Origin of the sequence: Acinetobacter sp. YH12138 (genome assembly GCF_015218525.1) — a bacterium.
GTDB lineage: Bacteria > Pseudomonadota > Gammaproteobacteria > Pseudomonadales > Moraxellaceae > Acinetobacter > Acinetobacter amyesii.
Map to the genome: position 1 here is coordinate 1139935 of NZ_CP048670.1, position 26173 is coordinate 1166107.

A 26173-nucleotide genomic window follows, 5' to 3' on the forward strand; every position below is an offset into this window, starting at 1 on the left:
GTTAAATCCAATTATTGTTTAAACTGTGGTTTTTTTTCTGCACGTTTAAGCAGAACCAGTACAGCACCTGTGCCGCCTTGTTTTTCTGGGGCGCTCACAAATGCCAATACATCACGATGTTGACGTAACCAACTATTTACATAAGTTTTTAAAATTGCTTCTGGACCTTTGCCATGCACAATTTTAATGACGTTTTGATTGTCATCTTTCGCCATTTGAATAATTTGCAGCACGGCAGAACGGGCTTCTTCAACAGTGCAACCGTGTAAGTCGACAGCTTCAAACCAACGTAGATTACCAGCTTTTAAATCTTCAAAAACTTTATGTTGTAAGGTTGCAATGCGATAGCTTAAAGCAGCTTGACTGGCAACAGGGTTGAGCATCGCTTGCGTATCAGAAAGTAATGCATCATCTGTTTCCATAGGACCAATTGCAGCAGCACGTTTAGCCAACGTTTGCGCATCAGGTTTTTTACGACCCACTTTTTCCATTTTTGCAATATTTCCTGCATTCATTTTTTGAACACCTTGCATTTGCTTTTGGAAAAGCGCGAAGTCTTCTTCCTGCTCTTGTTCAACAGTCTTTGGCGTTGGCTCAGGCTGTTTAGCAATCGTTGAGGAATGTGGATTCGTAATTTGCTTTTTAAAAGATTTCAGTAGGTTGTACTGATCTTTTGAAAGCGAAGAATCGTGTTTGCTCATAATGAAAAAACGGGAAATATACAAAAATTTAGTGCAATTATAGCCTTAAATGGCACTGATTTGAACTGGAAAGACTTTATATAAAGAAGATCTCTTAATTCATTACAAGTCCTATTTGGGCTTCAAAGTTGAATTAATTAATTTAATAACTTTTTTATTTTTATATTGTTCTGCAAGAGCTAATGCTGATTGTTCTTCATTAAATTTAGAAATACACACGATTTCGGTTGAAGCGCCTTTTTCAAGTAAATAAGAAATTATCTGATATTGATTTAGGCGGATAGCTTTACCTAATGGGGAGCATCTAGTGAAATAATATGTTTGTGGTTCAACTTCATCTACTACAAGTTCATTTATTTTTCTCAGCTTCATTTTTTTGATGAAAGAAATATCTGTGTGCTCGATAGCCGCCATAATTAAGGTGGTATCATAAAATTCATTGTTTTCACCAAAATTTAAATATTCAAGATACAATTTTTTGGCTTTTTCATAATTATCAATATCATTTTTCTGTGTCAGGTTCTTTATCGCCTTTTGGAAAAAATCATTCATATCATCAAAATCATTTATTGCTGCATGGAACATGAATATATTTATTAAATATGGCTCATCAGCTAAATTCTTTTTCAATAAATGAGGGGTATCTTTATAAAAAATTTGTTCAAAATGATTTAATTTTTCCATGGAAATAGGGTGAGATTTAATATTGATTGGTTTTGATAAAGAATTTTTATGTCCTTTAGAAATAGAAAAATAGGTTGAATTTTCAATATTCTTGTTTTTAGTATTGATTGAGTAATTAATGACTATTGGTAAGCCTTGATAACTAATGATTTCAATTTGATTATTATTGAAATCATAATTTTTGCCCTTTAGCACGTTAGTATTTATATTTGGAAAAATTTGATTTAGGTCAATCTGCGCAGCAATGATGCCTTCGGGCATAGTGGAAATATTAAAGTAGAGGATATGATTTTGGTCAATATGATACGGTGAGCCAGTATAAAGAGTTATATTTTTTGCCCAACTTATCTGGTGTAGTGAAACCAAGATTAATGAAATGAATAGAAGAGTAGAAGAAATAATCGACTTCATTATTTTTAATTCTCAATTGAATAAAAATTATAAAAAGGATGTGTAATTTTTTTAATATGGATGCAAAGTAGAAAAAGGGTGAGCGAACTCACCCTACATATTTCATTTATATTTTATCAGACACACCAAACAGCTCCTTAAACGCCTGATCAGGGCGTGGCTGCTTCATAAAACTTTCACCGACCAAGAATGCATGAATGTCATGTTCTTGCATCATCGCGACATCAGCAGGTGTTGCAATACCACTTTCTGTCACAAGTAGGCGAGAAGGCTCAAGTAACTTCTTCAAACGTAATGATGTATTGAGGTCAACATCAAAGGTTTTTAAATTACGGTTATTGACGCCTAGTAGACAGTTGTCAGAAAGACGCATTGCACGCTCAAGTTCTTCTTCGTCATGTACTTCAACCAACACGTCGAGATTGTGCTCAAAAGCAGTTTTCGACATTTCTTCGAGTTGTTGATCAGACAAACAAGCCACGATTAATAAAATACAGTCCGCATGTAAAGCGCGTGCTTCAATTACACCATAAGGGTCAATTAAAAAATCTTTACGTAGCGCAGGTAAGTCACAGTTCGTACGTGCAATCTGAATATTTTCATCGGCACCTTGGAAAAAATCTACATCGGTGAGAACAGACAAACATGCCGCACCAGCATCTTGATACTGCTGCGCAATTTCAGCAGGGTTAAAGTTTTCACGAATGATGCCTTTCGATGGTGATGCCTTTTTAATTTCAGCAATCACCCCCGGACGTTTAGAGCCGAGGTTTTGTGCAAAACCTCGAACAGGTGTAGCTGCTTGAGCTAGCTCTTCGACATCTTTATAGCTACGTTGCTTAAGACGGGCTGCAAATTCTTCTTTTTTACGGTCAACAATTTTACCTAAAATTGTATTGGCTATATCTACCATGATTTGAGTCCTAATCTTAAGCTTCGTATTCTTTTAAAGTTTTAGTAAATTCAGACAAAATGCCCATTTTCTCTAGTGCTTGACCGCCATAAATAATGTCATGTGCTAATGCAACACCTTGTTTATAGCTATTGGTTAAGCCTGAAACATAGATACCGGCACCTGCATTTAGGGCAATCATATTCGCGGCTTTATCACCGAGTGCAGATTTGTTTTTACCTAAAGCATCTTTGATCAATTTTAGACTTTCAGCAGCACTATCTACAGATAGACCCGTTAAGGTTTGCGACTCGATATCTACAGCTTCCGGCTGAATTTCCCATTCAGTGACTTCGCCATCTTTGAGTTCAGCAACATAAGTACTTGATGCAAGGCTAATTTCATCTAAACCGTCTTTTGAATGCACCACCAAGACATGTTCTGCACCGAGTTGTTTTAAAACTTCAGCCATAGGACGACATAATTCTGTAGAGAAAACACCAATCACAAAACGTTTTACGCCGGCCGGATTCGTAAGCGGGCCAAGTAGGTTGAAAATACTACGGAAGCCCAATTCTTTACGTGGACCAGCAGCATATTTCATGGCTTTATGATGATTAGGGGCAAAGAGGAAACCAACGCCCATTTCACGAATACAACGTTCAGTTTGCTGCATGTTAAGGTCAAGGTTAATTCCAGCTTGTTCTAAAAGATCAGAAGAGCCTGATTTTGATGAAACACCACGACCGCCATGTTTAGCAATAGTTGCACCTGCTGCTGCAATAACAAAACTAGACGCAGTAGAGACGTTAAATAAGTTTTGACCATCACCACCTGTACCAACGATATCCACCAAATGTGGCAGATCACTGACATCAATTTTGATCGCAAACTCACGCATTACACGTGCTGCGGCAGTGATTTCATCAATACTTTCACCTTTTTGGCGTAAGCCCATCATCAGTGCGCCAATTTGAGCATCGGTCGCTTCACCTTGCATGATGGTTCGCATCACTTCTTCCATTTGAGGTTGAGTGAGTTCAATATTTTTAGTGATGTTATTTAAAGCTTGTTGAATATTCATAATATTTTTTGCACTCGATTAAGCGTAAATTTCTAAGAAGTTTTTAAAGATTTGATGGCCATGTTCACTAAGAATTGATTCAGGGTGAAACTGCACGCCTTCGACAGGCAATGTCTTATGTTTAACGCCCATGATTTCTTCCATCGTGCCATCTTCTTCATTGGTCCAGCAGGTCACTTCTAAACATTCAGGCAAAGTCGCTTGATCAATCACCAAAGAGTGATAACGCGTTGCGGAAAATGGAGAAGGGAGGTTGCTGAAAATACCTTGATCGCTGTGATACATGTCAGATAAACGACCGTGCATCACTTTTTTAGCGCGAATAATATCGCCGCCAAAAGCTTGTCCTATGGCTTGGTGGCCTAAACACACACCCAGTAAAGGAATTTTCCCCGCAAAGTGTTGAATCGCAGGAATTGAAATGCCTGCTTCACTTGGCGAACAAGGGCCAGGACCAATGACTAAATACTTCGGTTGCCATCGCTCGATATCTTCCAATGTCACGGCATCGTTACGTACAACTTTTACTTCCTGATTTAACTCGCCAAAATATTGGACGATGTTGTAGGTAAAAGAGTCATAATTGTCGATCATCAAAAGCATGAGCGTATTAACCTTTGAAATTTATGCACTTAAATGTGCTTTGAATAGTCCGAAATGATTCTAAATAGTTGTATATTGCCCCAAATATCGTGTGGATATTTTAAATAGAAAAATAGTGAAATATTTAGAATGCAGCCAATCATAGCAAATATTATTCAATTTCTGCTGAACAATTTCGCCAAAGTTCATCGCAACTGAAATCATTTCAATAAATTTTCGACTTATAAATTTGGGATTTAATTTGAACAAGACATTAGGCTGAATTTAAGTGGGTGAAATATGTTCAATTGATATTTTAAAAAGATCTGCTTGATGTCGTTAAAAATAGCAATTCAGGCTCTAGATGGAAAAATATGAACCGTTTTGAAGCAAAATCACCAAAATGGAGCACAATTAATGTTAAGGTAAATTGATTAAAATTAAAACAAAATGGTTAAATTAACGTCAAAAAATGGATACTTTACGGGCTCAAAAAACCTAGATATCGATCATTAATTCAGTTATTACGCCAGTATTTTTCCATTTATAACTAGCTAAGCCATTAGTTTCTATCGTATTTAAATTCGACCTTAAAGCTTTGATAAAATCTCAATGATTTTATCGTTGAAAGCGATTAATCATTTTGGTGCAAAACCAAGTTGCACTATTTTGATACACCTGCGAGAAGTTTTTAAACAAAAGTGATGAAGAGTGGCTGAATATGGTGCATTTACTGTTACACACAGTATAATAGTCGAAAAGCTAGGAGCTAAAATCTTCTATTCTGATAAGGAATTCAATATTTTAGCTTGGCTTTTAAAAGTTGGTACGGTAATTGCTTAATAACTACCAACTACTAACACGCACTTCAGTGTGCACAAAAAAATCATCGGAGCAAAATGAGCATGGCGAACAAGGTCCTTCAACTCATCCAAGAAAGTGGCGCAAAATGGGTCGATTTTCGCTTTACTGATACTAAGGGTAAAGAACAACACGTAACTTACCCAGCAGATTCAATCGACGAAGATACGTTTGAAGATGGCAAAATGTTTGATGGTTCTTCAATTGCTGGTTGGAAAGGCATTGAAGCATCTGACATGATCTTACGTCCAGATGCAGAAACTTGTTTTATCGACCCGTTCTTTGCAGAAGCTACAGTTGTTGTGACTTGTGATGTTATCGAACCTTCAACTGGTCAAGGTTATGAACGTGACCCACGCTCTATTGCTCGCCGTGCGGAAGAATACCTAAAATCAACTGGTATCGGTGATACAGCTTTCTTTGGTCCAGAACCAGAATTCTTCGTTTTTGACGAAGTAAAGTGGGACATCGATATGTCTGGCGCGCGCCACACATTAATCGCTGAAGAAGCTGCTTGGTCTACTGGTAAAGATTACGAAGCGGGTAACTCTGGTCACCGTCCACGTGTGAAAGGTGGTTACTTCCCAGTTCCTCCTGTTGATTCTTCACAAGATATGCGTGCAGATATGTGTGCAAAAATCGAAGACATCATGGGCCCAGGTCGTGTAGAAGTACATCACCATGAAGTTGCATCTTGCCAGCTTGAAATCGGTGTAAGCTTCAACACTATGGTTCGTAAAGCGGACGAAGTTCAACAGTTCAAATATGCTGTTTGGAACGTTGCTCACCAATATGCTAAAACTGCTACATTTATGCCTAAACCAATGGTTGGCGATAACGGTTCTGGTATGCACGTTCACATGTCGATCTCTAAAGATGGCAAGAACTTGTTTGCTGGTGATGAATACGCTGGTCTTTCAGAAATGGCGTTGTACTTCATTGGCGGTGTGATCAAACACGCTCGTTCATTGAACGCAATCACAAACCCATCAACTAACTCGTACAAACGTTTAGTTCCACATTTTGAAGCGCCGATTATGCTTGCTTACTCAGCACGTAACCGTTCAGCTTCTATCCGTATTCCTTATGTTTCTAGCCCTAAAGGCAAACGTATCGAAGCACGTTTCCCAGATCCAATGATGAACCCGTACTTAGGTTTCGCTGCACTTCTTATGGCTGGTCTTGACGGTATTCAAAACAAGATCCACCCAGGTGAAGCTGCTGACAAGAACTTGTATGACCTTCCTCCTGAAGAAGAAGCTAAAATCCCTACAGTGGCTCATAGCTTAGATATGGCGCTTGAAGCGCTTGCAGCTGACCATGATTACCTTCTTAAAGGTGGCGTGTTCACTAAAGAAATGCTTGATGCTTACATCGAACTTAAAACTGAAGAAGTTCGTCGTCTTAACACGACAACTCACCCAGTTGAATTCGACATGTACTACAGCTTGTAATTCTGTGCAGAATTTCACTGTAAAAAGACCCGCCTTGTGCGGGTTTTTTTATGAGATGGGTTAAGATAATGCAAAGATTTGAATGAATATCTAAACATGGCAAAACCACGTAAAAAACATACCGGTTTTTTTCCTTGGATTGATCCAGCGGATCAAGCAAAGGGATTTAAACTCAACTTCTCAGAAGTGACTTATTTGGAAGTGGGGCGGACCGTTGAAGGTTATAAGCAGGCTGAATTTGTCGAACTGAAAAACCCAGAGCTAGCATTGGAGTTTGATTACCCTGAAAATTTTTATATTACCACCGAAGGACTAGTTCTGATTAAAACGTCGCAAGGCAAGTTTGAAGCCATTGCCAAGACAGATAACTTTTAATTCAACACTAAAAAATTGAACTGAAAAAATGACCTACAACGTCGCAGGTCATTTTTTATTGAATATCTAGAAATTTGCCAATCGTCATTGCAAACCATGCTGTTTCAAATTGTCGATTTCATAAGGCGCATCTTCGGCGGGGTAGCGTAAGTTTTCTAATCCTTTTGTTTTGGCAATGGACCAAATTACACTTTCACCCGCAGGGATGTTTTGGCTGTGCTGCGTATATAAGGGGTCTTGCAGGGCGTCTGCTGCTGAAATAAAAGTCCAGCCATGCTGCTGAAAAGCAGTAATGACATCCTTTAAAATTGCGGCATTAATAGCATTCACATGTAAAAGTAAAACATGCTGTGGCGAACGATTTATGGTGAGCTGGGCAAGTTGGTCATAATAATCTGCTCGGTGAAGCAGGTGAGCAATATACGCTTGTTTTAGTCGGTCTAATTTGTCCTGATCTTGCAGTTTGGCATAGTCGAGATATTTTCGGTTATAAAACCAGTCACTGGCATCTATACTGACTCCGCCAATGCGGTATTTATGCTGTGCTAACCATAGATAGACAGCATCACGCTTTTTAGCGCTATTACCTTCTTTTAAAAAAGGATACCGGTAAATACGTGTGTAATTTGGCAGCGTTTTTAGCACTGTATCCGCCTGTTCAATGCTGTGCAGATAATCGTGTACAGCGACATTTTCTTTATTTAGATTTTGGTGCAGTGCACTATGATTGCCAATCAGATGACCAGATTGTCCCCACGCTTGAATCAGTTGTTTACCTTGATAATCGCCAATTTTAATCAGGCTAGGGAAGACAATAGTTTTGATTTGTTGATCATGCAGATGTTTTAAAATTTGGGCATTGATTTGTTCCGCTTGTGCGTTAAACGCTGGATTTAATCCATCATCAAAACTGAGCGCAATAGATTTTGCTTGAGCCGTGATATTGGCACAAAGTAAAACGAAAAAAATAAAAACATATAGCGGCTTATATGGAAACATTATGCTTGTGTAATTTAGTGGTTATCCACGACATCATACTGTGTATGTGAGGTTTGTGTTGATTACATATGTAATGAAGTGCTTAAGCTGTTTTGGTTTTGCTCATTTTACTGAAAACAAGCTATTGGTCATGAAAAACGATGTTGAGTTGGTTACACTAAGGATTCGCTATACTCAGCAAATGCTTATAAGGGAAATGAAATATGCAGCGTCAAGCATGCGAAATGCGGGATAAAAGAATGTCTCCTGAATTAAGAACATGGTTGTATGCTTCGGGTTCATTAACCCAACAATTAACAGATTTTGCCCAAGGTGTATTTAAAGTTGAGCCGAGTATTGAGCAATTTCAACGTATGACGCTTCAAGATGCACGGTGGCTACAAATGCCAATACAGCACACAGCTTGGGTACGTGAAAGTTATTTATATGGCTGTGAAGCTGAGCCGTGGGTCAAGGCAAAAAGTATATTTCCAATCCTTAGCATACAAGGACGTGCGCGGATTTTTCAGCATATTGGTAAAAAACCGATCGGACATTTTTTATTTCAGCGTACCAATCCGAAGTGTGAGCGGCGTGTACTGTGGCTAGACGATGGTTGGACACGTCAGAGCTGTTATACTTGGCATGGTTGTAAATTTATTGTTCAGGAAACTTTTTTAGCGAGTTTTGAACAATATTTGCAGAAATAACATTACCAGATGAAGGACAATCATGGCCGTGGTGCAACAGATTACTTGGCAGCAGCGTTTAGAAGCTTATTACTATTTATGTCGCTTCGATAAGCCAATTGGCACGGAACTGGTTTTTTGGCCAACCATGTGGGCACTGTGGATTGCCAATCAAGGAACACCGCAATTCAGTATTTTGATTCCTATGATTTTGGGCACGATATTTATGCGTGCAGCAGGTTGTGCGATTAATGACTTTGCTGACCGTAAAGTCGATGGTGCTGTGGAAAGAACCAAGCATCGTCCTTTAGCGACAGGCGTAATTAGTGCTAAAGAAGCCATATATGTGTTCTTGATCTTGGTGCTTGCTAGCGCATGTATGTTGTTCTTTTTACCGATAGAAACTTTTTATTGGTCCTTTGGGGCATTGTTTTTAGCGTTCATTTATCCCTTTATGAAACGCTACACGCATCTGCCACAAGTATTTTTAGGCGCGGCATTTTCATGGTCGATTCCTATGGCCTATACCGCTGTGGGGCAAACACCTGATTTAACGTGTTGGTTATTGTACTTTGGTAATTTGGCGTGGACGGTTGCGTATGATACACAATATGCCATTACTGACCGTGAATATGATTTGAAAATTGGCGTGAAATCGACTGCGATTTTATTTGGTAAATACGATATTGAAATCATTTCATTATTGCAGGTGCTTAGTATTGTATTGATTGCTATTGCGCTGTATTTAGAAGATCTCTTGATGCCATTCGGTTTGGTCGCGTTATTGGCTGTGGCTGCCGATTTTATTTACCAGTGGACTAAAACCAGAGGCCGTGATCCGCAGTTATGTTTTTGGGCGTTTCGCCATAACCGTTGGGTAGGGTTTATGATTTTTATTGGAATTTTTATGGCATTGGCTCTTTAATGTCATTGATCTGAAACTTTTTAAAATAAACTAAAGCATCCTATTCGGGTGCTTTTTTTTATGCATTAATAAAAAGGCATGTAGTTTCATGTTTAAAGAATAATGATTAAAAAGGATATTTTATGAAACGTTCAAAAATAGCATTGGCTTTGACAGTTGCAGTTTCTATGCTGTCTTTAACCGCGTGTAATGACGATGATAATGACTCATCATCTTCGAATCAAAAATCAACATTTGTGTCTGAAGCAAATTATGCTTTCAATACAGTAGACAATACATCGTCCATTAAAGTCATGACCTATAACATGACTAATGTACAGGGGAAAGCAGCGACTGCAACAGCCTTGGTATTATTTCCAAAAGCTACACAACCTAAAGATGGGTATCGCGTTGTGGTGTGGGAGCATGGAACAGTTGGAGCAGGAGATGAGTGTGCGCCAAGTAAAAATGTAATTCATCCACGTTTTAAAATTCTAGCCAACACACTTATGGCGGCAGGTTATGTAATTGTGGCACCAGACTATGAGGGTTTAGGAACCAAGGGAGTTCATCCATACCTTAATTTATCAAGTGCGGCAAATTCGGCGCTTGCTGCAGTTAAAGCGGCAAAAGAACATTATGGTAAGCAACTCAATGGTCAGTGGATGTCGATTGGTCAATCGCAAGGTGGTCATGCATCCTTAGGGACGGCGGAATTTGCGAATACCGATACTAACTATAAAGGTGCAGTAGCAGCCGCACCTGCGTCGAGTTTAGGCACGATTATTAAGATTTACTTAGATCCAAAACTAAATGTAGATGCAAATGGTCAACCTAAAGCCCATGGATTGAATAGATTGGATGAACAGTTGGCACAAGTGCGTTATGCACTTAGTATGGGGCAGCTTTCTGAGGTTCAAGCACAGGCGTTAATTGATCAAATTGCAGATGGCTATGCTGAGCTTTTGGCATATGCTGCATTGACCAGTTCGGGTATTAAAGCCTATGAGCCAAATTATGATTTAAAAAATATTTTTACTGCTGATGCTGGTGTTATTGCAGAAAAAGCCTATGGACGTACAGGAGATGACGGTGCATGTTTAAGTTATGCTGATCCAAATGGCGCAAATGGTTTGCAAGAACAGTTTAAAGCAGCTGTGATTGAATTTTTAAAGGATCCAACGCATACAGTTTCACAGTATGGAATTGATCTGAATAAAATTGATACTGATCCTGTTGTTCAGAAATTTTTAAATGATAATCAGCCAGCGACAAATGCAACTGCTGCCAAAGTAATTAAAGCGCCTGTGTATATTATTCAAGGTGCAAATGATCAGGCAGTTATTCCTGTGGTTACGCAAGCGCTATTTGCAAATATGAAAACACAAGCGAAGAAGTATTTCCCAGATGCAAATTATGCTGAAGGTTATCAATTAGACGTTGTGCCAAATGCAAGTCATACACAGGCAATTATCTGTAGAAATGCGCAAGCGGTCGAATTTATTCAAGCTAAAATGTCTGCAGGTACAGGTATTGTCTTAACCAATGAGCAAAAAGATGTAAGCCAAAGTCCACATTGTAAGGGGGTAGCTGCTTCAAGCTAAGTTTTTTCAATAATAAAAAAAGGAGCATGTCTCCTTTTTTTTGCATATTGGATTATTAATCATTCAATCCTTAAAAATGAGGGGCACAGTTAGTTCGAGCAAAGAATGTTATGAATACTTGAGCGAATTTTGTTTTTTGCTATATTGGGCGTCGAATTATTTATGTATATGAAAGAATAGTTATGTCTGAAGTTAAGCCAAAACCCAATACCAAAAAGATGATCACTCTGATGGCACTTGGGCTATTGATTCCTATATTTTTGGTCAGCATGGCTTTTCTTGCAGTCAATAGTGATGCCAAAAACCAAGAAAAATATAAGCAACAACAAGCTGAAATGATTGAGCGCATTAAAGCAAAAGAAGCACAAGATGAGGCTTTGGCTGCTGAGGCTGACCAAGCAGTATCAGAAGTGCTGGCAGCTCAAGAGTCAAATGCTCAATAAAATTCTGCTTACGTTATGGATGTGAATGCAATAATGCGCATTCACTCAATGTTCGATTGTACTTTACGTATTTAACAACTATTTATTTACATCATGCCTGAGCGTGTGAACTGTTGGAATACTGGTATAGCGGATTACACGGTAGCCAGCTTCTTCAAGCATTGCATCACGTTCAGCATCTTCTTGCTCTTTGCCTATATGACTGGGGTCATCCAGTTCGATAATCACAAGCACATCATAAGTTTGGTCAAGTATGACAAAATCAGTGACTTTTCGATTAAATCTATTTCTGATTTTATAATTTTGATTGGTGATCAGTGCACTAAAAGCCACTTGGGCTAAAATGTGGTAGTTCGGAAATGCTTCATTTAAACGATGAAACATCTTACTTTCAAAGGCAGTGATTACACGACGTGGGAAATACTTTTGTCTGCTTCTAAACAGTCTGGGAAAGACTAAGCAGACAAGGGCAAAAGTTGCCAAGCAACCAATAATAAAAAATATGAACTGACTGAGATCTGGCACGGAATAAACTACATATATGAAAAAAGCCCACGTCATGATGCGTGGGCTTTTTAGAATTTGGCTCTCCAACCTGGGCTCGAACCAGGGACCTGCGGATTAACAGTCCGTCGCTCTACCGACTGAGCTATTGGAGAATCTGCACGCATTCTATGGGGCAAATGCAGTGAGGTCAAGTCAGAATTGCAAAAAATAAGGAAATTTAGGCTGAATGTATTAAATATAAACACCTTTAATATAAAGCGTTTTTAAAACTTAAGCTCTGACTATTCTTTCTAATGTGGTCGGAGAGCTAAGTGAATAGCTTAGGTCATAGAGCAAGTTATACTTATCTTAAAACAAAAGTCAGAGCATAAAAAAGCCCACGACATAATGCGTGGGCTTTTAGAATTTGGCTCTCCAACCTGGGCTCGAACCAGGGACCTGCGGATTAACAGTCCGTCGCTCTACCGACTGAGCTATTGGAGAATCTGAAACGGATTCTAAAGATGTATGGCAGGGTGGTCAAGCCTGATTTAAATAAAATACAGAAAAATCAAATTAAGTGTTTTAAAAATAGCCGAATCAGACAAGTTAGTACTTATACGGATACTTTTAGGAAAGCATAAACAAAAAAGTAGGTATGCTTTGTTAAATAGTAGGCAATAAAAAACCCACTTCGCAATGAGTGGGCTTTTTAGAATCTGGCTCTTCCACCTGGGCTCGAACCAGGGACCTGCGGATTAACAGTCCGTCGCTCTACCGACTGAGCTATGGAAGAATAGATGGCTCTCCAACCTGGGCTCGAACCAGGGACCTGCGGATTAACAGTCCGTCGCTCTACCGACTGAGCTATTGGAGAATCTGATGCGCATTTTAGGGATGAATTTTAAAGTGGTCAAGCAGATTTGATGAAATGACTATTTGAATGTTTTTTTATTGTTCAAGTCTAGAAATTTTTTCTTAAATAGCGGTTATTTTTGAAGTTTTTTATATCATCTAGGTTACTGATTTGCTTTATCGTCAAATTTTGTAGATTTAAATTTTTAAGCGTAGTTATGCGTTTCTCTTGATCTACAGGAATTATAATTTGGAATAATAAATATATTTCTAAAATTTGATGGTTTGCGAAGGTATCTAAATGAAATTTAGAAAAAGACATAACAGGTTTAATGGTGTTTTGGAGTAGATTAAAAAGATTTTGATTGTGTTTGAATACAATCCTTAATAAATATTCATTACCGACAGGTAATAGTTTGTAGTGACTTTTTGTGTTGTTAATGGATATGCTTTCTATTTGATCATAGTTAAACTGAATTTTCATTATATAAAGTTGAATTATACAATGACTTTCGAAAAATCTAATTTGTGGCAGTCCATTTTTGATGATAAGTAAAATTAAGACGAATTCCATAATTGATAATCCAGTCAGTATTAGTGCTGAATTAAAGCTATATTTAATAGATTCTTGAACATAAGAGTAACTCACATACTGGATTATAGTGATAAAGATAAACATCACTAATATTTTGGTATATTTTGCTTTTATGATTAGTAATGGCTCTTGATTCATTCTTTTGTGTAATATTGTTTGTTGTGGCAGTATGATATTTAAAGCATAAAAAATCACCCTAAAAGGGTGATTTTTTTACTTTAAAATAAGTTTTAAAACTTATTTTTCAACGCCAGCAGCTTGACCTGCATATTTAGCGTTTGCATAGTCCCAGTTCACTAGGCTTTCTAAGAAAGTAGAGATGTATTTAGGACGAGCGTTACGGAAATCGATGTAGTAAGCGTGTTCCCAAACGTCGATAGTCAACACAGCAACTTTACCGTGAGCAAGTGGAGTGTCAGCATTTGAAGTTTTAAGGATAGAAAGGTTGCCGTTTACTTCGTCAGCAACTAACCAAGCCCAACCTGAACCGAACTGAGTTGCAGCAGCATTTGCAAATTCTTCAGCGAATTTTTCGTAAGAACCGAAAGCTTCGTCGATTTTAGCTGCTAAAGCGCCAGTAGCTTTACCGCCACCGTTTTTAGCCATACAGTTCCAGTAGAATGTGTGGTTCCATACTTGAGCTGCATTGTTGAAGATACCAGCTTTAGAAGCATCGCCTTTAACAGCAGTGATGATTTCTTCTAAAGTTTTGCCAGCAAGGTCAGTACCTTCAATTGCTTTGTTTAGGTTAACCACATAAGTATTGTGGTGTTTGTCGTGATGGTATTCTAAAGTTTCTTTGCTGATATGAGGAGCAAGATCTTCGTAACCGTAAGGTAACGCTGGTAAAGTAATCGTTGTCATGTTTTCAATTCCTTGCATTTTGCTGGGTTTTGACATTAAGTGCCGTTATTGTAATAGATTCTTGCAGTAAAATGCGCATTGCTTATAAATAACAATACAGAATAAAGCCTGAAAATATACGTATAAGGACTGAGCCAAAGACCAGGACGATTTAAATTAAATCGGGTTGTTTAATTCGAAATAACTATACTCAATATTGAACTGTTCTGAAATAGCTTTTGCGAGTCGTTGTACACCATATCTTTCAGTTGCATGATGTCCACATGCATAATAATGCACATTTAATTCTTCAGCTTCGTAAAAAGTACGTTCACTCACTTCACCTGAAATGTACGCATCACAATCTAATGCAGCGGCTTTGCCAATAAAGTCTTGTGCGCCACCCGTACACAAACCAATTTTTTGAATCGATGGTTTATCTGCCGGCAAGTGAATGACATCAAATCCTAATTTTTCAGAAACGAAGTCTTTAAACGCTGTTGGAGTCATTGCTTGTTTTAAATAACCAACATTGCCAATAGGATTGCGCTCAGTAGGATCTAAGGCTTCAATATTCTTTAATTCGAGCAAATCTGCTATCGCTGCATTATTACCTAAAGTAGGGTGACTATCTAAAGGTAAGTGATAACCAACGAGTGAAATATCGTTTTTGATCAGGGTTTTGATGCGTTTGCCACGCATACCTGTGATTGGGTAAGCTTCACCTTTCCAAAAATAACCATGGTGTACCAATAGCAAATCAGCTTTTGCTGCTATCGCGGCTTCAATCGCTGTTTGTGATGCGGTAACTGCACATAAAATTTTATGCACTTCTGCTGAGCCTTCAATTTGCAAGCCATTGGGAGCATAGTCCTTAAATTCATGTGTTTTGAGTGTGCTGTCACACCACTGAATAATTTCACTTAACTGAGCCATATACTGTCCAAAATCTCAAAGAGATGCATCAAAATTTACGATTGTTTAAATTGTAACTAAAGAATCACAAATCTCTGTATTTATTTTTAATTTTGTTGAAAAGATTACATTACAATACGATATAAATTATTTAGCCATCAATGAATTATAAAATTTAGAGGATATAGACGTGCGTCGGACCTTTACATGGTTACCTTGGGTATTATTAATACTTGTGATCATCGGTTTCTTTACATGGCAACAGGTTCAAAAACCTAAAGCACCCATTGCCCCAGATGGGGTTAAAATGCCTGCAGAAAAGGTTGAGCCCCTCATTGATACGTCGCGTACAGGCGGTGTAGTTTCGTATAGTGCTGCGGTAAAAGTTGCTGCGCCAGCGGTTGTCAATATTTTCACTACGCAAAAAGTGAAACAATTGGATCATCCTTTATTAAATGATCCGGTTTACCGTGAGTTTTTTGGTAATCAACTTCCAGATCAAACCAATCAAAACGAAAATAGTTTAGGTTCAGGTGTGATTGTTCGTCCAGATGGCTATATTTTGACGAATAACCATGTGATTGCGCAGGCCGATCAGATCGTTGTGGCTTTACATGATGGTCGCCGTGCTGAAGCGAAAGTTGTAGGCACAGACCCAGATACAGACCTAGCTGTGATTAAGATTGAAATGAGTCAATTACCGGTTTTGCCGTTTAAGCTAAGTGGCAATGAAGTCGGTGATGTTGTCCTAGCGATTGGTAACCCTTTTGGCGTAGGTCAGACGGTTACGCAAGGGATTATTTCGGCTACAGGTCGTTCAGATTTGGGGATCAATACCTACGAAGACTTTATTCAAACAGATGCGGCGATCAACCCCGGCAACTCTGGTGGTGCTTTAATTGATGTTGCAGGGAACTTAATTGGTGTAAATACCGCGATCTTCTCGCAGTCAGGTGGCTCTTTGGGGATTGGTTTTGCCATTCCTGCAAAAGTATGTCAACAAGTGCTGAACGCCATTTTAAAAGATGGGCGAGTGGTTCGTGGTTGGTTAGGTATTAGTTTACTTCCAATTAAACAAGAAAATATTTTAGATCCACGGGTGAATGGTGTGATTGTGGCAGATGTTATTCGTAATGGACCTGCAGCACAAGCAGGTTTAAAACGTGGTGATAAAATCATGAAAGTGAATAATGAGCTGATTACCTCGACCTCACATTTAATCAACTACGTTGCACAACAAGCGCCATTGAGCACTATGCAAATTGACATTGAGCGAGACGGAAAGGCGATGACATTACCTGTACAAGTGGGAGAGCGTAAACCGCAAACTCAAAATAGTGACTCGCAATATATTCCATTACCCCGCTAGCATAGAAAATCCCTCGTCATGAGGGATTTCTTTTGAGTACCTTTTTTTGTGTATCGCTTTGAAGAGCATCGTTTGCGCCAAACAATGCGCTTTGTAATTGAAATATCAATTACAAAAATGCATTGCACACTTTGCTGAATTTGGCTTAATTTATAAGCAATAATAATCAGATAAGCGTATAAGAATATGAGCTTTTTACCCGCTGAATATGCCAAAGTTTTATCCAGTCAAGCCAATTTAGATATCGCCTTATATAAGACACGTTTGGCTTTGCTGATTGAGGAAAATGCCAAACAGGGGAATACCGCCGTATTTACGGTTTTACCCAAGCATTTAGCTTTAGAAGAGATTCGAAGTTTATCTGCTGAGCTTACAGAATTGGGATATCAAGTTCGATTTGAAGTGAATGAATTCTTCTATAATTTTAATGTGTATTGGATTTGATTCGGGATTCACTGCATTTAAGGTCCTAAGTTAAAAACAAGATGAAACCCTTTAGAAAACCACGATAATCGTAGTTTTCTAAAGCCGTTTTATAACGCAGTAACTTATTCAGATTTTTGATAGTCATTAATGACTTCAAGTGCCGCACGAAAGGCTTCTTGAGTCGCCGGTGCGCCACAATATGGCAAACTATGAAGTAACACTTCCTGAATTTCTTCTACAGTCGCCCCATTATTTAAAGCACCTCGGACATGACCCTTGAGTTCTGTTGGACTTTTTTGTGCAGTTAAAAATGCAATGGTAATCAGTGAGCGATATTTACGGGGTAAAACGCCTTCACGCTGCCAAGTTGAACCCCATGCATGCTCATTAATCCAATCTTGCAAAGGTTGAGTAAATGGCACGGTATTGTCTTGCGCCCGTTTAACAAAACTTGCGCCCATAACTTCAGTACGAACTTTTAAGCCATTTTCATAATCTTGTTGTGACATGCAGCAAACCCTCTGTGATGTAATTTTTCAGTACAGCCTATACCTTTGACTCTGCGATACCATTGGCTGATGGTCGTATAAAAAAGCCATCCCATTGTTTAACAGTGGAATGGCTTTTATTTTGAGAAAAATTAAGCTCAAAAGCGATGCAGAAGCTGATTAATAACGCAGGAAGGCTTCTGGTTCATCATCGGTGTGTTGTTGCTTTTTCACTTCTGGTGCAATGGTTAAATGTGGATTTGATAGCTCAAGTTCATGCATGAGCTGCATGTCAAATACATCTGTGAGCATACTGTCATAGCGTTGAATGTTGTAAGTGCTGAGCTGTTCAGCTTCGGAGGCTGTAATGACTTTTTGTGCAATCGCATCGGCTATATGTGCTTCAAAAGTTAAACCTTTAAATTGGCCTTTAGATTCAGCTTTTTTAAATTGGTTCCACAGCGGTTCAATTTTTAACAATTGTAAAAAGGCATTTTCCATACGACCTGAAACTTCATCTGCTGCAGTGCTGTAATACACATGCTTTTTGAGTTCTTGGCGGAAAGTATTGTCTAGCATCATTTGAGTGGCAACTTCACGTTTTAAACGGTCTGTCGGTTTAGCAACAACTCGTCCAAACGGAAAGCAGATGATTTTTACTACGCTAGCTGCCAGCCGCATTGGGAAGTTGTCAAATAAGCCCTGGAAAGCTTCTTCAACATTGTACAAAGCTTTATCTAATGCAAGTTGCGCATGTAATTGTTCAGCTTCACTTCTTTGACCTTGTTCATAATATTTAAGAATAGCCGTTGCTATAAATAAATAAGAGTGAATGTCTGCAAGTCGGCCCGAAAGCATTTCTTTACGTTTAATATCACCGGCTAATAGGCCAAGACACATATCTGCAGTCAGCGCGAAATCGGCACTGAATCGATTAATTTTTTTATAGTAGGGACTGCTAAATTCATCTGCTGAAGCAGGTGAGTCGGATGGGCCACCTGTGAACGCATAAGCAAAAGCACGTGCAGTTCGGTTAAAGGTATACCCTAAGTGCTTAAAGAGCATTTCATTGAATGTATTGAGTGCAGCGTTTTTATCTTCGGCTTGAAGTAATTGTAGCTCTTCAAATAAATATGGATGGCACCGCATTGAGCCTTGTCCAAAAATCATCAGAGAGCGACTTAGAATATTGGCACCTTCGACAGTAATTGACACAGGAATGGCCTGATAATTCAAAGCTAAAAAATTACGAGGTCCCATTTGCACGGCACGTCCACCGACGATGTCCATGCCATGATTCACCACTTTCCGCATGGTTTCAGTGGCATAGTATTTGGCCATTGCAGTCATTACAGCAGGTTTGCCGCCTTGGTTTAAACCACATGTCACCAAATAGCGAAATGCTTCAAGCATATATGCATCTGAAGCGATATCACTCGAAGCTTCTTGTACGCCTTCAAAATTACCTACAGAAATTTTAAATTGCTGACGAACTTTGGCAAATGCACCAACATTTAAATATGCCATTTCTCCGGCTGCCGTTGACAACGCAGGGAGTGAAATACCACGACCGACCGCTAAGCATTCCATCAGCATACGCCAGCCTTTGCCAGCATTTTCAATTCCACCAATGATCCAGTCTAAGGGAATAAAGACATCTTTGCCTTCAACTGTCCCATTCATAAACGGTGAGCCTGGATTATGACGTGGTCCTGTAATGACACCGTCATGACTCGCTGGTAGCAGCGCACAAGTGATGCCATATTCCGTTTTATTTGTATCTCCCAATAAGCCATCTGGATCGTATAACTTAAATGCCAGACCAATGACAGTGGCAATCGGTGCAAGGGTAATCCAGCGTTTAGAGAAATTCATGTTTAAGCCGAGCACTTGTTGTCCCTCAAAGGTGCCATAACAGACGACCCCTGTATCTGGAATAGCACCTGCATCCGAACCGGCTTCAGGACTGGTGAGTCCAAAACATGGAATTTCTTCACCTTTGGCAAGGCCTGGGAGATATCGGTCTTTTTGTGCTTCAGTACCATAGTGTAGAAGCAATTCCCCAGGTCCAAGCGAGTTGGGCACCATACAACTGACTGCGGCAGTCAGTGATCGGGATGCAATTTTGCTCATGACACGGCTTTGTGCAAATGAACTAAATTCACGCCCCCCATACGATTTTGGAATCACTAGTCCTAAGAAACCATTATCTTTAATGAATTGCCATGCTTCTGGTGGAAGGTCTTTATGTTTATGGTGAATATCCCACTCGTTGAGCATGGCACAAAGTTGTTCAACTTCATTATCAATGAATGATTGTTCTTCAGCGCTGAGCTGAGGGTAGGGATAAGCCTCAAATTTTTTCCAATCAGGAGCGCCCATAAATAGCTCTTTTTCCCACCAACTTGTTCCTGCATCCAACGCTTCACGTTCCGTAGTACTCATACTCGGCATTGCATTTGCTAAGGTTTTATAGGCAGGTTTGGTGAGCAGATTGAGCCGCAGTGGGTCAATCAACACAACTAAACTCAAAGCAATAAGCGGGATGCCAAGTATTAATGACCATGGGGTTAAAAAGGCGAGTGCAATTGAAACAAATATCAGTGTTATTGCGCCTACAGCTCGTGAAAGTTCAAAGAAAAAAACGGCCCAAAGAGCAAAAATAAAGAGTACTGCACTGAGTATAAATAGCATTTGTTATGGCTCCAGTGACAAGGGCCAGAGCGTTATGCGTTTAAAACAGCCTACATGCGTTTAAAAATGATCTCATCTTTTGTCTTTCTGATTTTAAAGTGCATGAGACTGTCAAAATGGCATCACTCGGCTGGTGAGTATGATTGGACAATTGCGCGAAAATAATGAAAGCGCAAATAAAGTGTTATCAATAGATTGATTAATAAATAATCACAATACAATCCCTATCGGGCAAAAAAATGTCACATTACGTAAACTTGGATGATTCGATATATTGGATAACGTTTAAGGAACGGACAATTTTCGAAAGATCTTATATTTGTTAACGAATTAGGCTGAGCGTGTGAAAGCCACAAAAAAGCCCTCAATCAATGAGGGCTTTAATTTGCGATGTTTTAAATCTTTGCGTGATTAAGCTTCAATCGTTTGAACTGCAATTTTCTTTGCAGGATCAGTTTTACGACGTACCGCAGGTACTGGCTCACCATAGTATTGACGGTCAGCAAAGTAGCTTGAACGGACCATTGGTGCAGCCCAAATGTTTTTGAAACCAAGCTTTTGACCATGTGTTGTGTAACGATCAAACTCTTCAGGCGTAACAAAACGATCGATCGGTGCATGTTCTTTAGAAGGCTGTAAGTACTGACCAATGGTGACATAGTCAACATCGTGTGCTTTTAAGTCGTCTAATAACGCGATCACTTCTTCTTCAGTTTCACCAATACCGACCATCAAACCACATTTGGTTGGTACATCTGGGCAGTATTCTTTAAACATTTTTAATAAGTTTAGAGAGTGTTGGTAGTCAGAACCTGGACGCATTGCTTTATACAAACGTGGCACAGTTTCAATGTTGTGGTTAAATACATCGGGTGGGCACTCCGTCATGATACGAAGGGCAACATCCATACGACCACGGAAGTCAGGAACTAGAATTTCCAAAAGTGTTTTTGGACTCAAGTCACGAGCTTCTTTAATACAGTCAACAAAGTGCTGTGCGCCGCCATCAACTAGGTCATCACGGTCGACCGACGTAATTACGGCATATTTCAAACCAAGATTGGCAATGGTTTCTGCCATGTGACGTGGTTCATCTGGGTCAAGAGCATTGGGACGACCATGCGCAACGTCGCAGAATGGGCAACGACGAGTACAGATATCGCCCATAATCATAAAGGTTGCAGTACCGCCACCGAAACATTCAGGTAAGTTCGGGCAAGCCGCTTCTTCACACACGGTATGTAATTTTTGTGCGCGCAAAGTTGTTTTAATACGTTGAACTTCATCAGGGGCAGCCATTTTGACCCGAATCCAGTCAGGCTTACGAGGCGTTTCAACCGTTGGCACAACCTTCACAGGTATGCGAGCGACTTTTTCTGCGCCACGAAGTTTTACACCCTGTACAGGTTTACGGTTCTCAGACATATTCAACTTTTCCACTGTTTTTGACGAGGAGATATTCAAAAAATTAGCTCGATCATTATAGCGGACTTGAGCTTAAATAGGGGGAAAACGATATTCATATAATAAATGTGGTTATCACATAATATATGTGAGCTAAATATCCAAAAAAGTTAGGATATACGTCATAATACAGCCTAGATTAAAGAATATTTGTAAAGGAGCGTTGAATGCCACGTAAGAAAGAGGTCGTTAGTGGAACTTTCGTGAAATACGATGCGGTAGTTCTGGGTTCTGGCCCTGCGGGTGAAGGCGCTGCAATGAAACTTGCTAAATCAGGTAAGCGAGTTGCAATTGTAGATATGCGTGAACAGCTTGGTGGTAACTGTACCCATGTAGGAACAATTCCAAGTAAAGCATTGCGTCAGACCGTTTCAAGCATTTTACGTTACCAACGTGACCCTATGTTCCAAAAAGTCGGTGAATGGAAACAGTTCACGATGAAACAGGTGTTACGTAATGCGCATAAAGTGATTCAACAACAAGTTGAAACGCATTCACGTTTTTATGACCGTAATAAAATTGATATTTTCCACGGCCGTGCGTATATTCAAGATCAAAACACTGTTTTGATTTTTAGCAATGAAGGTATGACGGAAACTTTAGTATTCCAGCAATTAGTGATTGCAACAGGTTCACGTCCTTACCGTCCAGCTGCTTTAGACTTTAATCATCCTCGCGTATTTGATTCAGATAAAATTTTGGATCTGGATTATTCAATCCAAAAAATCATCATTTATGGTGCAGGTGTGATTGGTTGTGAATATGCGTCTATCTTTATTGGTCTAGACCACAAAGTCGACTTGATCAATACACAGCACAAATTACTCAGCTACTTAGACGATGAAATCTCAGATGCATTGTCATATCGTTTACGTGAGCAGGGTGTACTGATTCGCCACAATGAACAGATTGATCATCTTGAAACACATGATGATCATGTGGTTCTGCACTTGCAAAGTGGTAAGAAAATTAAAGCCGACGCGATTTTGTGGTGTAACGGCCGTTCTGGTAATACAGATGGTTTAGGCCTAGAAAATGTAGGTATCAAACCAAACAGCCGTGGTCAATTAACCGTGAATGATCAATATCAAACTGAAGTAGAGAATATCTTTGCTGCGGGTGATGTAATCGGTTGGCCTTCACTTGCATCTGCTGCATATGACCAAGGTCGCTGTGCCGGTTCTAACATGAGCGGTGAAGAAGGAATTGCACCTGTAACGGATATTCCTACAGGTATTTATACAATTCCTGAAATTTCTTCGATTGGTAAAACTGAACAACAGTTAACTGAAGAAAAAATTCCGTATGAAGTGGGTCAGGCATCTTTCCGTCATTTGGCACGTGCGCAAATTACGGGCGATACCGTGGGCGAGCTTAAAATCTTGTTCCATCGTGATACTTTAGAAATTTTAGGTGTTCATTGCTTCGGTAATAATGCTGCGGAAATTATTCACATTGGTCAGGCCGTGATGAACAGCCCGAACAATACGATTAAATATTTCGTAGAAACCACATTCAACTATCCGACTATGGCGGAAGCGTACCGTGTGGCAACATTGAATGGTATGAACCGCTTATTCTAAGGTTAAATTTAACTTAGATTGTGCAATAAAAAACCCGTAAGTTTCGGCTTGCGGTTTTTTTATTGTTAGAATAAAGTGCATGAAAAATATACAAGCAATAAACTTATAATCATCAACATTTCCAACTCATTTTAGGTAACCCATGACGATCCGTTCAGTGACTATTCAAGGTTTTCGATCTATTCATCATATGAATTTGACCTTGTCGCGTCTGAATATTGTCAGTGGTCCGAATGGTTGTGGTAAATCCAATCTATATAAAGCTGTACGTCTCCTACATGAAGCTGCAAATGGCCAATTATCCCAAGCTATTGCAAATGAGGGCGGGATTCAAAAAATCATGTGGGCAGGTGGTCACCGTGCGGGTGATCGATCGAAAGATCCTAAGCGCATGAAGCTTGCGGTGGACATGGAACATTATGAATATCAACTTGAAATTGGTTTTCCTGAACCGCTCATCACCTTGTTTGCACTCGATCCTTTGGTCAAAGTTGAAGGGATTTGGTTAAGCGGCTATCAACGTCGAAAAATGAGTGAGTTGTTGGAAAGAACCAACCAAGCGGCATTTCTTAAAAATGTTGATGAAGAACGGATTGCTTATCCGATGGCATTAACACCAGAAGAGTCGGTGTTTGGACAATTGTCCGATCCACACTTATATCCCGAAGTTTCACAAGTGCGTGAGACCATGAAAAACTGGCGCTTTTATCATGAGTTTTCTGTCAGTGGAAATTCACCGATCCGTGTCCCACAGGTGGGCATTCGTTCGCCAGTTTTAGCGCATGATGGTACAAATTTAGCTGCGGCTTTTGAAACCTTGCGTGAGCGGGGCAACAGTGAAACCTTGTTTGAAGTACTAGAAAAAGCCTTTCCGCAGACCCAATTTTATGTGCAGGAAATGGGTGGGCGCTTTCAAATGATGATGCAAAAGCAAGGGATCTTAAGACCTTTGGAAAGTGCCGAATTTTCAGATGGGACTTTACGGTTTTTGTGTTTAGCTGTGGCTTTATTGAGTCCAAGACCCCCAAATTTTATGGCACTGAATGAGCCAGAAAATAGCCTACATCCCGATTTATTACCTGCCTTGGCGATGCTGATTGCCGAAGCAAGTCGCTATACGCAGCTTTGGTTGACCACACATTCCAATGAACTGGTTGAAATGATCAAACAGTATAGTGATGTGCAGCATTATCAACTAGATCAAGTCGAGGGGAAGACCGTGGTCAAGGGCGCAAGCTTAATCGATGAGGATTAGATTATTCCTTTAGCTATAGTTTTTTTACTTTCGTTTAAAAAGGCAGAAAAGTTAAAAAAGCATAATAGCCGATAAAACTGCTTATTAAGCTAAACCAGACTGGCAGCTTGCTGCGAAGTAAAGCAATAACGACGGCAACAAATATAAAGTCCGTCCATTGAATGATGTATTTTTGGCTCATTTGAAATAGTAGACACAGTAATAAACCGACGACAGCTGCATTGATTATTTTTAAGGTGCCAAAAAGCATCGGGTATTTCATCACCTTATTCCAAAACGGTAATAAGCCAAACAATAATAAAAATGATGGTAAAAATATCGCCACAGTCGCGAGTACAGCATTTAAGAGTAGCACATCAGTCATGGGTAAAAGTGTGCCGAGATAGGCGGCGAAACTAAACAAAGGCCCCGGCATGAGTTGTGCAAGGGCATAGCCTAAGTCAAAATTTTCATTACTGATCAGTCCTGTCGAGACAAAATCCTGATGTAAAAATGGCAAAATAATATGTCCACCACCAAAGACGAGGGATGCTGTGCGGTAGAAGCTTTCTAAGTTGAAAGCCAATATATTGCTATGTTGTATATCGAAGAATGGCAGAACGAAAAAAGGGCTGATAAAGGCGAGAAGCCATAGCCAAGAGGTGCGAGTATTTTCATGTGCATTCTGGCTAAAATTGTCATGTTTGGGTGGAACTGTTTCGGCGATATTTGGCTTTTGGCTGTGTAATTGATTTGACGATAAAACTAAACCGATAATTGCAGCGCATAAAATCACCAAAACTTGATTTAGAGAAAATTGAAAGAAATAAATAAAAAATGCAGCTAAAAGCATGACTAGATACTGAAATTTTGTTTTACAGAAGCTTCGCATCATTTGCCAAAATGCCCATGCAACAACGGCTAGTACAATTAACTGAATAACATGAAAGAATAAAGTTGAGAGTTGATTACTGAGTTTTATACTTAAAGTGGCCGCGGCACACATCAGCAGGGCTGAAGGTAAAGTAAATCCTAACCATGCAAAACAAGCACCTTGATAGCGGTTGAGTTGAAATCCAATCGCCATGCCGAGCTGGCTACTTGTTGGGCCTGGAAGGACTTGAGCCAAGGCAAGCAAATGCGCATATTCATGCTCTGTTATCCATTTTTCTTGTTTCACAAAATACTGAAAAAACAACACTAAATGTGCCGCAGGTCCACCAAATGCAATACACCCTAATCTTAAAAAGGTGAGAAAGATGACAAGGTTTCGTTGTGGTTTGGACTGGCTCATGCGTTACCAATATTTAAAATCAAAAGTAAGGTTATGAATTTCTAAAGGATAAAATTATTAAAGTTAAAAGATCTTAAAGGCTGATTATTGCAGGAGTATGTAAATCCTGCTTCAAAAATATTTTGAAGTGCTTAGCAGGGAAAAAGATAATTGGACGAAGTGACATAGTGCTGTCCCACATGCACATGGCGTCGGTTTCCGCCGCTGATTAGCATCTGCACATACACATAAAAAATTGTCTAAAAATGACTTCTCCAAAATCAGA

The 26173-nt window shown here is 39.4% G+C and carries 23 protein-coding genes and 4 tRNA genes; 10 read left to right on the forward strand and 17 right to left on the reverse strand.

Translation table 11 applies throughout. The features are described 5' to 3' along the window. Window positions 1–11: 11 nt before the first annotated feature. From G0029_RS05510 to G0029_RS05530, 5 genes are all read right to left on the reverse strand, one after another. Window positions 12–701, reverse strand: a complete 690-nt coding sequence (locus G0029_RS05510; protein ID WP_180108297.1) for a Smr/MutS family protein — start codon at window positions 699–701, stop codon at window positions 12–14. A 111-nt stretch (window positions 702–812) separates the two neighbouring features. Beyond that, window positions 813–1796, reverse strand: coding sequence for a hypothetical protein (locus tag G0029_RS05515; protein ID WP_180110057.1), 984 nt, complete (start codon window positions 1794–1796; stop codon window positions 813–815). A 106-nt stretch (window positions 1797–1902) separates the two neighbouring features. Further along, window positions 1903–2709: an indole-3-glycerol phosphate synthase TrpC gene (trpC, locus tag G0029_RS05520; protein ID WP_180108178.1), complete on the reverse strand. Its 807-nt coding sequence runs from the start codon at window positions 2707–2709 to the stop codon at window positions 1903–1905. Between the two features lie 16 nt (window positions 2710–2725). Beyond that, window positions 2726–3772 (reverse strand): anthranilate phosphoribosyltransferase, encoded by a 1047-nt coding sequence (gene trpD, locus G0029_RS05525; protein WP_078191968.1) that lies wholly within the window; start codon window positions 3770–3772, stop codon window positions 2726–2728. An 18-nt stretch (window positions 3773–3790) separates the two neighbouring features. Continuing rightward, window positions 3791–4375, reverse strand: a complete 585-nt coding sequence (locus tag G0029_RS05530) for an anthranilate synthase component II (RefSeq protein ID WP_078190263.1) — start codon at window positions 4373–4375, stop codon at window positions 3791–3793. Window positions 4376–5253: 878 nt separating this feature from the next. Here G0029_RS05530 and glnA point away from each other — a divergent pair. Beyond that, window positions 5254–6669, forward strand: a complete 1416-nt coding sequence (glnA, locus tag G0029_RS05535; protein ID WP_171319222.1) for a type I glutamate--ammonia ligase — start codon at window positions 5254–5256, stop codon at window positions 6667–6669. A 96-nt stretch (window positions 6670–6765) separates the two neighbouring features. Continuing rightward, window positions 6766–7044 (forward strand): hypothetical protein, encoded by a 279-nt coding sequence (locus G0029_RS05540; protein WP_180110056.1) that lies wholly within the window; start codon window positions 6766–6768, stop codon window positions 7042–7044. An 84-nt stretch (window positions 7045–7128) separates the two neighbouring features. Here the strand turns inward: G0029_RS05540 and G0029_RS05545 are convergent, their stop codons facing one another. Next, window positions 7129–8043 carry a polysaccharide deacetylase family protein gene (locus G0029_RS05545; RefSeq protein WP_180110055.1) on the reverse strand — a complete coding sequence of 305 codons (915 nt, stop codon included), beginning with the start codon at window positions 8041–8043 and terminating at the stop codon, window positions 7129–7131. A 203-nt stretch (window positions 8044–8246) separates the two neighbouring features. On the opposite strand from G0029_RS05545, the gene G0029_RS05550 reads away from it, so the two are divergent. From G0029_RS05550 to G0029_RS05565, 4 genes are all read left to right on the forward strand, one after another. Then, on the forward strand, window positions 8247–8732 hold the full coding sequence (locus G0029_RS05550) for a chorismate--pyruvate lyase family protein (protein ID WP_111884531.1): 486 nt from the start codon (window positions 8247–8249) through the stop codon (window positions 8730–8732). 22 nt (window positions 8733–8754) lie between these two features. Further along, window positions 8755–9636 (forward strand): 4-hydroxybenzoate octaprenyltransferase, encoded by an 882-nt coding sequence (gene ubiA / locus G0029_RS05555; protein ID WP_180023423.1) that lies wholly within the window; start codon window positions 8755–8757, stop codon window positions 9634–9636. A gap of 122 nt (window positions 9637–9758) precedes the next feature. Further along, window positions 9759–11219 carry an alpha/beta hydrolase family protein gene (locus G0029_RS05560; protein WP_180110054.1) on the forward strand — a complete coding sequence of 487 codons (1461 nt, stop codon included), beginning with the start codon at window positions 9759–9761 and terminating at the stop codon, window positions 11217–11219. A gap of 182 nt (window positions 11220–11401) precedes the next feature. Beyond that, window positions 11402–11662, forward strand: a complete 261-nt coding sequence (locus G0029_RS05565) for a hypothetical protein (RefSeq protein ID WP_180101918.1) — start codon at window positions 11402–11404, stop codon at window positions 11660–11662. A 78-nt stretch (window positions 11663–11740) separates the two neighbouring features. Here G0029_RS05565 and G0029_RS05570 read toward each other — a convergent pair whose 3' ends face one another. From G0029_RS05570 to G0029_RS05600, 7 genes are all read right to left on the reverse strand, one after another. Continuing rightward, window positions 11741–12223 (reverse strand): DUF2726 domain-containing protein, encoded by a 483-nt coding sequence (locus G0029_RS05570; protein WP_218948119.1) that lies wholly within the window; start codon window positions 12221–12223, stop codon window positions 11741–11743. A gap of 22 nt (window positions 12224–12245) precedes the next feature. Then, a tRNA-Asn gene (locus G0029_RS05575) sits at window positions 12246–12321 on the reverse strand. Window positions 12322–12576: 255 nt separating this feature from the next. Then, window positions 12577–12652 (reverse strand) — tRNA-Asn (locus G0029_RS05580). Window positions 12653–12868: 216 nt separating this feature from the next. Further along, window positions 12869–12944, reverse strand: a tRNA-Asn gene (locus G0029_RS05585). A 5-nt stretch (window positions 12945–12949) separates the two neighbouring features. Then, a tRNA-Asn gene (locus tag G0029_RS05590) sits at window positions 12950–13025 on the reverse strand. An 810-nt stretch (window positions 13026–13835) separates the two neighbouring features. Further along, window positions 13836–14462, reverse strand: coding sequence for a superoxide dismutase (locus G0029_RS05595; protein ID WP_078192384.1), 627 nt, complete (start codon window positions 14460–14462; stop codon window positions 13836–13838). Window positions 14463–14618: 156 nt separating this feature from the next. After that, entirely contained in the window at window positions 14619–15377 is a 759-nt protein-coding gene (locus tag G0029_RS05600; RefSeq protein ID WP_180076868.1) for a Nif3-like dinuclear metal center hexameric protein, read from the reverse strand. A 169-nt stretch (window positions 15378–15546) separates the two neighbouring features. Between G0029_RS05600 and G0029_RS05605 the strand changes: the two genes are divergently transcribed. Together G0029_RS05605 and G0029_RS05610 are read left to right on the forward strand one after the other, a co-directional pair. After that, complete coding sequence (locus G0029_RS05605; RefSeq protein WP_078191894.1) at window positions 15547–16725, forward strand: S1C family serine protease; 1179 nt, start codon at window positions 15547–15549, stop codon at window positions 16723–16725. 186 nt (window positions 16726–16911) lie between these two features. Next, on the forward strand, window positions 16912–17169 hold the full coding sequence (locus G0029_RS05610) for a hypothetical protein (RefSeq protein WP_180004813.1): 258 nt from the start codon (window positions 16912–16914) through the stop codon (window positions 17167–17169). Window positions 17170–17273: 104 nt separating this feature from the next. Here G0029_RS05610 and G0029_RS05615 read toward each other — a convergent pair whose 3' ends face one another. The 3 genes from G0029_RS05615 to lipA all read right to left on the reverse strand — a co-directional run bounded on the left by G0029_RS05615 (window position 17274) and on the right by lipA (window position 21758). Beyond that, window positions 17274–17660, reverse strand: a complete 387-nt coding sequence (locus G0029_RS05615; protein WP_180108291.1) for a carboxymuconolactone decarboxylase family protein — start codon at window positions 17658–17660, stop codon at window positions 17274–17276. 159 nt (window positions 17661–17819) lie between these two features. Continuing rightward, the gene (locus tag G0029_RS05620) at window positions 17820–20333 is read right to left on the reverse strand and encodes an acyl-CoA dehydrogenase (RefSeq protein WP_180108290.1); all 2514 of its coding nucleotides are present in this window, start codon (window positions 20331–20333) and stop codon (window positions 17820–17822) included. Between the two features lie 411 nt (window positions 20334–20744). Beyond that, window positions 20745–21758 carry a lipoyl synthase gene (lipA, locus tag G0029_RS05625; RefSeq protein WP_180108289.1) on the reverse strand — a complete coding sequence of 338 codons (1014 nt, stop codon included), beginning with the start codon at window positions 21756–21758 and terminating at the stop codon, window positions 20745–20747. Between the two features lie 206 nt (window positions 21759–21964). On the opposite strand from lipA, the gene sthA reads away from it, so the two are divergent. Both sthA and G0029_RS05635 read left to right on the forward strand, forming a co-directional pair. Then, window positions 21965–23380: a Si-specific NAD(P)(+) transhydrogenase gene (gene sthA, locus G0029_RS05630; protein WP_078190237.1), complete on the forward strand. Its 1416-nt coding sequence runs from the start codon at window positions 21965–21967 to the stop codon at window positions 23378–23380. Window positions 23381–23522: 142 nt separating this feature from the next. After that, entirely contained in the window at window positions 23523–24635 is a 1113-nt protein-coding gene (locus G0029_RS05635; RefSeq protein ID WP_180110053.1) for an AAA family ATPase, read from the forward strand. Window positions 24636–24669: 34 nt separating this feature from the next. Here the strand turns inward: G0029_RS05635 and chrA are convergent, their stop codons facing one another. Then, entirely contained in the window at window positions 24670–25908 is a 1239-nt protein-coding gene (gene chrA, locus G0029_RS05640) for a chromate efflux transporter (protein ID WP_180110052.1), read from the reverse strand. Window positions 25909–26173 lie beyond the last annotated feature (265 nt).

Bases quoted from the DNA above. Each gene is read 5' to 3' on its own strand.
- G0029_RS05510 (WP_180108297.1), bottom strand. From the start codon at position 701: ATGAGCAAACACGATTCTTCGCTTTCAAAAGATCAGTACAACCTACTG.
- G0029_RS05515 (WP_180110057.1), bottom strand. From the start codon at position 1,796: ATGAAGTCGATTATTTCTTCTACTCTTCTATTCATTTCATTAATCTTG.
- trpC (WP_180108178.1), bottom strand. From the start codon at position 2,709: ATGGTAGATATAGCCAATACAATTTTAGGTAAAATTGTTGACCGTAAA.
- trpD (WP_078191968.1), bottom strand. From the start codon at position 3,772: ATGAATATTCAACAAGCTTTAAATAACATCACTAAAAATATTGAACTC.
- G0029_RS05530 (WP_078190263.1), bottom strand. From the start codon at position 4,375: ATGCTTTTGATGATCGACAATTATGACTCTTTTACCTACAACATCGTC.
- glnA (WP_171319222.1), top strand. From the start codon at position 5,254: ATGAGCATGGCGAACAAGGTCCTTCAACTCATCCAAGAAAGTGGCGCA.
- G0029_RS05540 (WP_180110056.1), top strand. From the start codon at position 6,766: ATGGCAAAACCACGTAAAAAACATACCGGTTTTTTTCCTTGGATTGAT.
- G0029_RS05545 (WP_180110055.1), bottom strand. From the start codon at position 8,043: ATGTTTCCATATAAGCCGCTATATGTTTTTATTTTTTTCGTTTTACTT.
- G0029_RS05550 (WP_111884531.1), top strand. From the start codon at position 8,247: ATGCAGCGTCAAGCATGCGAAATGCGGGATAAAAGAATGTCTCCTGAA.
- ubiA (WP_180023423.1), top strand. From the start codon at position 8,755: ATGGCCGTGGTGCAACAGATTACTTGGCAGCAGCGTTTAGAAGCTTAT.
- G0029_RS05560 (WP_180110054.1), top strand. From the start codon at position 9,759: ATGAAACGTTCAAAAATAGCATTGGCTTTGACAGTTGCAGTTTCTATG.
- G0029_RS05565 (WP_180101918.1), top strand. From the start codon at position 11,402: ATGTCTGAAGTTAAGCCAAAACCCAATACCAAAAAGATGATCACTCTG.
- G0029_RS05570 (WP_218948119.1), bottom strand. From the start codon at position 12,223: ATGACGTGGGCTTTTTTCATATATGTAGTTTATTCCGTGCCAGATCTC.
- G0029_RS05595 (WP_078192384.1), bottom strand. From the start codon at position 14,462: ATGACAACGATTACTTTACCAGCGTTACCTTACGGTTACGAAGATCTT.
- G0029_RS05600 (WP_180076868.1), bottom strand. From the start codon at position 15,377: ATGGCTCAGTTAAGTGAAATTATTCAGTGGTGTGACAGCACACTCAAA.
- G0029_RS05610 (WP_180004813.1), top strand. From the start codon at position 16,912: ATGAGCTTTTTACCCGCTGAATATGCCAAAGTTTTATCCAGTCAAGCC.
- G0029_RS05615 (WP_180108291.1), bottom strand. From the start codon at position 17,660: ATGTCACAACAAGATTATGAAAATGGCTTAAAAGTTCGTACTGAAGTT.
- G0029_RS05620 (WP_180108290.1), bottom strand. From the start codon at position 20,333: ATGCTATTTATACTCAGTGCAGTACTCTTTATTTTTGCTCTTTGGGCC.
- lipA (WP_180108289.1), bottom strand. From the start codon at position 21,758: ATGTCTGAGAACCGTAAACCTGTACAGGGTGTAAAACTTCGTGGCGCA.
- sthA (WP_078190237.1), top strand. From the start codon at position 21,965: ATGCCACGTAAGAAAGAGGTCGTTAGTGGAACTTTCGTGAAATACGAT.
- G0029_RS05635 (WP_180110053.1), top strand. From the start codon at position 23,523: ATGACGATCCGTTCAGTGACTATTCAAGGTTTTCGATCTATTCATCAT.
- chrA (WP_180110052.1), bottom strand. From the start codon at position 25,908: ATGAGCCAGTCCAAACCACAACGAAACCTTGTCATCTTTCTCACCTTT.